The organism is Brevinematia bacterium (genome assembly GCA_039630355.1).
Taxonomy (GTDB): domain Bacteria; phylum Spirochaetota; class Brevinematia; order DTOW01; family DTOW01; genus SKYB106.
The window spans coordinates 1-6,429 of record JBCNVF010000024.1 but is presented as its reverse complement, the minus strand read 5'-3'; the positions used below and the strand labels follow the sequence as shown (position 1 = coordinate 6,429).

Annotated in this window: 6 protein-coding genes; 4 read left to right on the top strand and 2 right to left on the bottom strand. The window is 37.1% G+C overall.

Going from position 1 to position 6,429, the window contains the following annotated elements; all coding sequences use genetic code 11:
- Nucleotides 1-378 precede the first annotated feature (378 nt).
- Nucleotides 379-1,344, top strand: a complete 966-nt coding sequence (locus ABDH28_02030; GenBank protein MEN2997805.1) for a D-alanine--D-alanine ligase — start codon at nt 379-381, stop codon at nt 1,342-1,344.
- A 131-nt stretch (nt 1,345-1,475) separates the two neighbouring features.
- Here ABDH28_02030 and ABDH28_02025 read toward each other — a convergent pair whose 3' ends face one another.
- Nucleotides 1,476-2,675, bottom strand: coding sequence for an argininosuccinate synthase (locus ABDH28_02025; GenBank protein ID MEN2997804.1), 1,200 nt, complete (start codon nt 2,673-2,675; stop codon nt 1,476-1,478).
- A gap of 338 nt (nt 2,676-3,013) precedes the next feature.
- On the opposite strand from ABDH28_02025, the gene ABDH28_02020 reads away from it, so the two are divergent.
- From ABDH28_02020 to ABDH28_02010, 3 genes are all read left to right on the top strand, one after another.
- On the top strand, nt 3,014-3,475 hold the full coding sequence (locus ABDH28_02020) for an ATP synthase subunit C (GenBank protein ID MEN2997803.1): 462 nt from the start codon (nt 3,014-3,016) through the stop codon (nt 3,473-3,475).
- A 116-nt stretch (nt 3,476-3,591) separates the two neighbouring features.
- Nucleotides 3,592-4,107 (top strand): sigma-70 family RNA polymerase sigma factor, encoded by a 516-nt coding sequence (locus ABDH28_02015; protein MEN2997802.1) that lies wholly within the window; start codon nt 3,592-3,594, stop codon nt 4,105-4,107.
- The gene (locus tag ABDH28_02010) at nt 4,104-4,799 is read left to right on the top strand and encodes a hypothetical protein (GenBank protein ID MEN2997801.1); all 696 of its coding nucleotides are present in this window, start codon (nt 4,104-4,106) and stop codon (nt 4,797-4,799) included. The genes ABDH28_02015 and ABDH28_02010 overlap by 4 nt, the downstream gene beginning before the upstream one ends.
- Here ABDH28_02010 and ABDH28_02005 read toward each other — a convergent pair.
- Nucleotides 4,796-6,429, bottom strand: a 1,634-nt coding sequence (locus ABDH28_02005; GenBank protein MEN2997800.1) for a PEGA domain-containing protein, incomplete at its 5' end; no start/stop codon positions are given. The two genes, ABDH28_02010 and ABDH28_02005, sit on opposite strands and share 4 nt — an antisense overlap.

Here is a 6,429-nt window from a genome sequence, read left to right as displayed (position 1 = left end):
GCTAACAATGTTTTTGAGGATATGGTTAATGGAGAATTTACTGATCCATTTATAGCTACTAATTCTGATGGAAGTAATATCACAACCTTTGTGCCGGTAAATACTAATGTTATCCTTTATAAAGTGAGTCTTTGATTTGTGGGAGAGAGGTTAGCCTCATTTGCTTCATACTAAAATCTCTTAGATGCCAATTGAGAAGGGTATTTATCCAGTCCCGTCAGGGACTGCGAGAGAAAGAGGAAAGGCTACACCTAATTGAGAGTTTTAGGCTTTACTACTGGTGCTTCACGGAAAAGTCTGTTTTTAAGTAGGTTTTGATGTTCTTCTTTAAAAGTGAGTTTGATTATCTTGAAGGGAGTTATTGATAATTCTTTGCATATGAGTGAATGGAAGAACAAGTATAGGGATTTGATTAATTTTTACAAGACGAAGAATATTGCTGTCTTGATGGGAGGTCTTTCTTCGGAGAGAGAGGTTTCCATAAGGTCTGGTGAGAATGTTTACAATGCTCTTGTTAGTCTTGGATTTAAGGTTACGAAGATGGATGTTGATGCAAACATTGCTAGAAGGTTAGTGAAAGATAATGTTGATGTAGCGGTGATAATGCTTCACGGAAAGTATGGCGAGGATGGTGTAATCCAAGGTGTTCTTGAGCTTTTAGGAATTCCGTACACTGGATGTGATGTTCTTACTAGTGCGATAGGTATGAATAAGATAGTGACTAAGGAGTTATTAAGGAGCAATGGAATACCAACTCCTGCGTATGTTAGGCTTACTCCTTCCAATCCTGATAAGTCTTTTGAGGACATAATGGCTCTTGGTTTGCCTGTGGTGCTGAAGCCTGTGGATGAGGGTTCAAGCGTAGGGGTAGAGATAATAAGGGATGAAGATCAGCTAAGAGGTAAGCTTAGAAATTATCTGAGAAGGCATCCAAACTCGTTTGCTGAAAAGGCAATATTTGGGAAAGAGATAACTATGGGGGTTATAGGTAAAGGTGACGATTTGACAGTCCTACCTATTATGGAACTTAAGCCTAAGAAGGAGTTTTACGACTATGAGGCAAAGTATACAAAGGGAATGACTGACTTCGTGATTCCTGCTGAATTGACTCAGGAGCAAGAGAAAGAGGTAATAGAATACACTAAGAAAGCTTTCCGAGTTCTAGGTTGTAGAGGAGTTGTCAGGTTTGATGCTATAATGTCAGAGGAAGGAATACCATACTTTCTAGAGGTTAATACAATTCCTGGTATGACGGAGACTAGTGATATCCCTGCTATGGCTAAAGCTGCAGGAATGACATTTGAAGAAGTGGTTCTTAAAATTCTGGAATATGTTGAGTGGTAAAGATAAAGGTTGAGTGGTCTTTGGTTAAAACATCTCGTTACTTGCTTTTTCGGTAAGTATGTTTCTTAGGGTGTGTATGTAAGAAGTTTTTGATAAGTGGTATTCTTGGAGTTTTTGGGGTAGCTGTTTAGTTATAGCATTTTTTTCACACCCATTATTTTTGTTGTTAGTCCATATAGGTTTATAAATCCTTTTGCATCTCTGTGGTCGTAAAGATCTACTCCTTCAAATGATGATAGTTCTGGGTCGTAGATTGAAAACTGGCTTTCTCTGGAAACTGCAATGATGTTACCTTTGTAGAGCTTCAGTGATACCTTACCTGTTATGTGTTTGTTTATCTCGTCAAAAAAGCTATCAAGAGCGTATCTTGTGGGATGGAACCATTTTCCTGTATACACAAGCTCTCCATACTTTATTGCTAGGATTTCTTTTAGAGCTACGGTTTCTCTATCCCATATAAGTTGGGATAGAAGGTTATGGGCAAATTGTAGGATTGTAAGGCCTGGGGTTTCATACACTCCTCTTGACTTTATCCCGACTAATCTGTTTTCCACTATATCTACTCTCCCTATCCCGTTTCTGCCACCTATCTTGTTTATATTCTCCAAAAGCTTATAGGATTCCATTTCTACTCCGTTTATAGCAACTGGTATTCCCTTCTCAAACCATATTTCAACCTTTTCGGGTTCATCTGGTGCCTGCTCTGGCGAAACAGTCATTCTGAAAATTTCTTCATCGTAGGGTTTTGAGGGGTTTTCTAGTATCCCCCCTTCGTAGCTTATATGGACGAGGTTTGAGTCAATACTATAGGGTTTTTTGGTTGTTACTTCAATTGGTATACCATGTTCTTCGGCATACTTTATCATATCTTGCCTTCCTCTAAACATTTTTAGGAAGTTATCTTCTTTCCAAGGAGAGATTATGTTTAAGTATGGAGCTAGGGCTCTGTAAGCAAGTTCAAATCTGACTTGGTCGTTGCCCTTACCAGTTGCTCCATGAGCTACAGCGTCTGCTCCTTCCTTTATGGCGATTTCTACCTGCTTTTTAGCTATTACCGGTCTTGCCATTGCTGTGCCAAGAAGATAGTTCTCATACTTTGCTTCGGACTTAACTACTCTCCAGACAACATCTTCCACAAATTCTTTCCTTAGATCCTCAACATATACCTTACTCGCACCTGTTTTTAGAGCTTTGTCTTTTATTTTGTCAAAATCTTCGTCTTGTCCAAGATTTGCAACAAATGCTATTATCTCGGCGTTGAAGCGGTCTTTCAGGTATTTTAGTATCACAGAGGTGTCTAAACCTCCTGAATATGCAAGGACTATTTTCATACCTTCCTCCAAAGCCAAATAATTATAACTTCCACCAATATCCGTTTCAAATTTGCCTAAAGCGAATCAATGAATTCTGATTTCCACTGCGTGAGTAATCAAGACTCCAAGCTTTTCTCTTGCTTACTTCCTTCAGTTCCAGACAATGTTTGTTCAATTATAAAATTTCACCTCCTGCCAAGTCTCTTAGGTGTTTATAAGGAAAGAATTTACAAGCAGTCTTAAACTGCTAAGAAATGAAAGAAAGATACACCTGTTATTAGTATTATTTTATTTTCTTGTTTTCTTGCTAAGAGTGTTGGGATTGTTTTAGAATTCCCGTCTAAGAGGAGGATGAGATGCTAGGAGTGATTGTAGTGATCTTGATAATGTTAGTTTTGGGTGTTTACTTCTTTTTGCTAGTTAGAGCTATTACCTCAAGGAGCAAAAACAAGGTGAAGGCTACGGTTATATTTGGTAGTATTTTGCTGACTCTTACGATTGTGGTTCTTTTTGCTCTTGCTGGCAATGTGTTTGCTGAAGAGACTCATGCTTCTTCGCAGACCTCGCATGATACACAGCCTGTTCAAGCAAAAGAGGATCCTCTAGCCCTAGGACTTAAATATATTGCATCTGCACTGGCTGTAGGAATAGCAGCGGTTGGTGCTGGTATAGCAGTAGGACCAATTGGGGTTTCGGCTATTTCGGTTATAGCAGAAAAACCTGAGATGTTCGGAATAAGCTTGATATTCGTAGGACTTGCTGAAGGAATAGCTATCTACGGCATAGCAATAGCTATATTGATTATGTTTGTCATATAATTTCATAAGAGTATACCCTTTTATAGTCAGTTTTCTAGAGATTCAATAGTTTGTGTTCTGTTACCAAGGTTGACAAACGTGTCTAAAGTATCTAAATTTTTAGTTAGATAATTCCTATGTTTAAGGGAGCTGAAGTGGATAATTATCAAGAGATAGAGAAAGTTGTTAGAAGTGTTGTTTTTAACTTTGTTAAGAAAAACCCCCAGTATTCCAATATGGTAAGTGATCTACTGCAGGAAGGCATGGTTAAGGCTTTGGAAGTGATGAGAAAGTTTGATCCATCAAAGGGGGTGAAAATGAAAACATTTCTTAGTAGATGCATAAAAAATGAGATAATAAACAGGCTCAAGGAGGAGGCTTCTAGATCCAAGATACTTGGGGCAGTTGAGGAGATGGAGATAGTAGACACGAGAAGCCTAAGCTACGATTTGAATTTGCTTGAGAAGCAGATTAGTGCGTTTATAGAGTCAAACCCTTCTTTGTTCTCGGAGGAAGATAGAGAGATCATAAACCTTAGGGTAATGGGGTATAAGTATGAGGAAATTGCTAAGAAGATAGGTAAGAATAAAAAATACATTGACAATTCGTTGCAAAAAATAAAGCGTATTATCTCTGAAAAGTTCAAGTTATGAATTTTGTTAAGCTTGTTTTTGTGATAATACTCTCGTTAGTTATACCCTTGGGATTAACGTTGACTTATTGTGATTCTCCTAGGACGAAAGTTAAGAACATGAAGATTACGCAGAATATTGATAGAAGCGATGCTTTTGTGTGTGAGAGGATAGTGAGTCTGTTTAGTAACAAAAGCATCTTTGAGGTTGATAAATTAACCTTTGAGAAAGAGATAGAGTCATTTTCTAGTGGAATTAAGGAAGTATCGGTATTCATATACCCGCCAGACTCAGTGCATATAAGTGTTATGTATAGGGAACCAGTGATAAAGGTATTTGTTGGAGGTAATACTTACATTTTGTATGATGAGGAATTGAACGAAGTGAAGAATTACGATAGGAGAGCTTTTGAGAGCGCAGTTACAGTTGTCCAAAAGGTAAATGTGAAGAAGGAACTACTCCAAGATATAGCAAGGTCTGTTTATTCTCTAGACAGAGTAATAACCTTAAGTAAGTATTTTCCAGATACCTTTATAGTTGATAGAGATGGAGTATATGGTTTCAATTCAAAGTTCAAGATAAACATTTACTTTGGACACTCTGTTGATGAATCAAAGATAAAGAAAGCTTTTCTTTCAACTAGGTACATAATCCAAAAGGGGTTGCCTGTGAGGTATATTGATGCAAGGTTTGACAATGTGATAGCAAACTAGAATGGTATGGATAGTTTTACAAAAAACTTGTCTGATTCTATTCCCAAGGAAGTGCCCCAGAGTATGAAAGTTCCTATTGTACCAACTATTGCTGTTGTTCTCATGTTGTCACGAAAGTAGTAGTAATATTCCTTCATTTGGTAGTATTCCTCTTTTCTTTCCTTTTGATACAGAAAATCATAATACCTCTCCTGTGAGTCTGCCCAAAAGTAGAGAAATATGCTAGATGCTGTAGCAGTGCCTAGTAATAGAGTAAGTCCTGCGATTATATTGTAGCCAGTTTCATCGTCTAATCGTTGAAGGTTAAACATTAGATTTGTCTTCTGCGTATTTATGTCAACGTAAGAAAATTTCTCAAGTTCTCCTTTTTTAAGCCAGATTCTGTATTTTCCCATAGGTAGTGTTATATTTGTAGGGGTTACTCCAAAGTAATCGCTTTCTACAAAGATACTAGCTCCGTTAGGTGATGAGTCCAGGTATATAGTTGAAGTATTTGTGAAGGTGGGAAGAAGATCCTTTTTGTAAAAGTTTACTTTGCCTTTTTCGGTGTAGATATATTCTTCAACTACAAAGCTACCTCTAGAAATTGTGACCTTGTGTAAACCCTCTGGAACTATTTCAGAAGCGTTACCTTTACCCAAGTAAATGCCGTCTAGATATATATCGCAGTCACTAGGAGTAGCTTCTATTACGATCTTGCCAACTTTGTAGTTGTAAAAGAAAGGTTTCGTTTCATGAAGAAGTTTGTGGTTTGACAGCAGAAAGTCTATAACATTAAGGTTTGTTCGGAATAGTATGAAGTTTGAGGTTGTGTTGTTAGACACGAGAACGAATAGTGAGAGAAAAACATTTGTTGAGTATTTACTTACAGGCTTTCCATAGATATCGTAGAATACTGATATAGAGAAATCACTAGGTGTGCCTTCAACGAAAGGAATGCCGTTTGTTACCTTCAGTACCCAAGGATAGTTGCTTATGATGTTTTTCCAAAGAAATTCGTTGCTCACTTTTAGCTCAGAAACAAATATCTCCTTTTCGGTAATTTCAACTCTCAGTTTGTTGGTGTCACTCTCGGAAATATAGTAGTTTGTCTCAAAGATTGTGTTAGTAGTATAGTTGGTAAATATGAACTTCTGAATTTCTTGGTTAGTCAAGTGTTTAATAACTTCTTCTTCTATCTTTGAGAGGTTGATGATGTTTATCTCTTTTTCGGTGCAGGGGTATTTCCCTAGTTTTTCTATGAATCTTTTAATATTCTTTTTTAGGTTACCTTTTATCAGGCTATCTAGGTCTATCTCAAGTTTGTTGCTTAAGTTGTTGGTTGTATCGGAAGCAGAACTATTTTTTTGAGAGATTTCTTTGAAGTCTTCCAAAGCTTTTTCTGGTGAGTTTTCGTAATATTCTGAGAAGTCAATTTGGATTCCTCTGTTCTTTATTATATCCATCAAGTAGCCTAGATTTAGGTTTGTGTTAGTGGATATGTTTTTAATCTCAACTATTGTTATTTTAACATCTGTTTTAACTTGTGGTTCTGGAATTGAAATTTTCGTGGATACTTTTGCGCAGGAGTATAGCAGGTTTGAAACTGTTCCAAGTAGTAGCACTATGTTTGAGATTTTTTTTAACATTT

Excerpts from the sequence above, each read along its gene's own strand:
- ABDH28_02030 (MEN2997805.1), top strand. The coding sequence starts at position 379 with ATGAGTGAATGGAAGAACAAGTATAGGGATTTGATTAATTTTTACAAG.
- ABDH28_02025 (MEN2997804.1), bottom strand. The coding sequence starts at position 2,675 with ATGAAAATAGTCCTTGCATATTCAGGAGGTTTAGACACCTCTGTGATA.
- ABDH28_02020 (MEN2997803.1), top strand. The coding sequence starts at position 3,014 with ATGCTAGGAGTGATTGTAGTGATCTTGATAATGTTAGTTTTGGGTGTT.
- ABDH28_02015 (MEN2997802.1), top strand. The coding sequence starts at position 3,592 with ATGTTTAAGGGAGCTGAAGTGGATAATTATCAAGAGATAGAGAAAGTT.
- ABDH28_02010 (MEN2997801.1), top strand. The coding sequence starts at position 4,104 with ATGAATTTTGTTAAGCTTGTTTTTGTGATAATACTCTCGTTAGTTATA.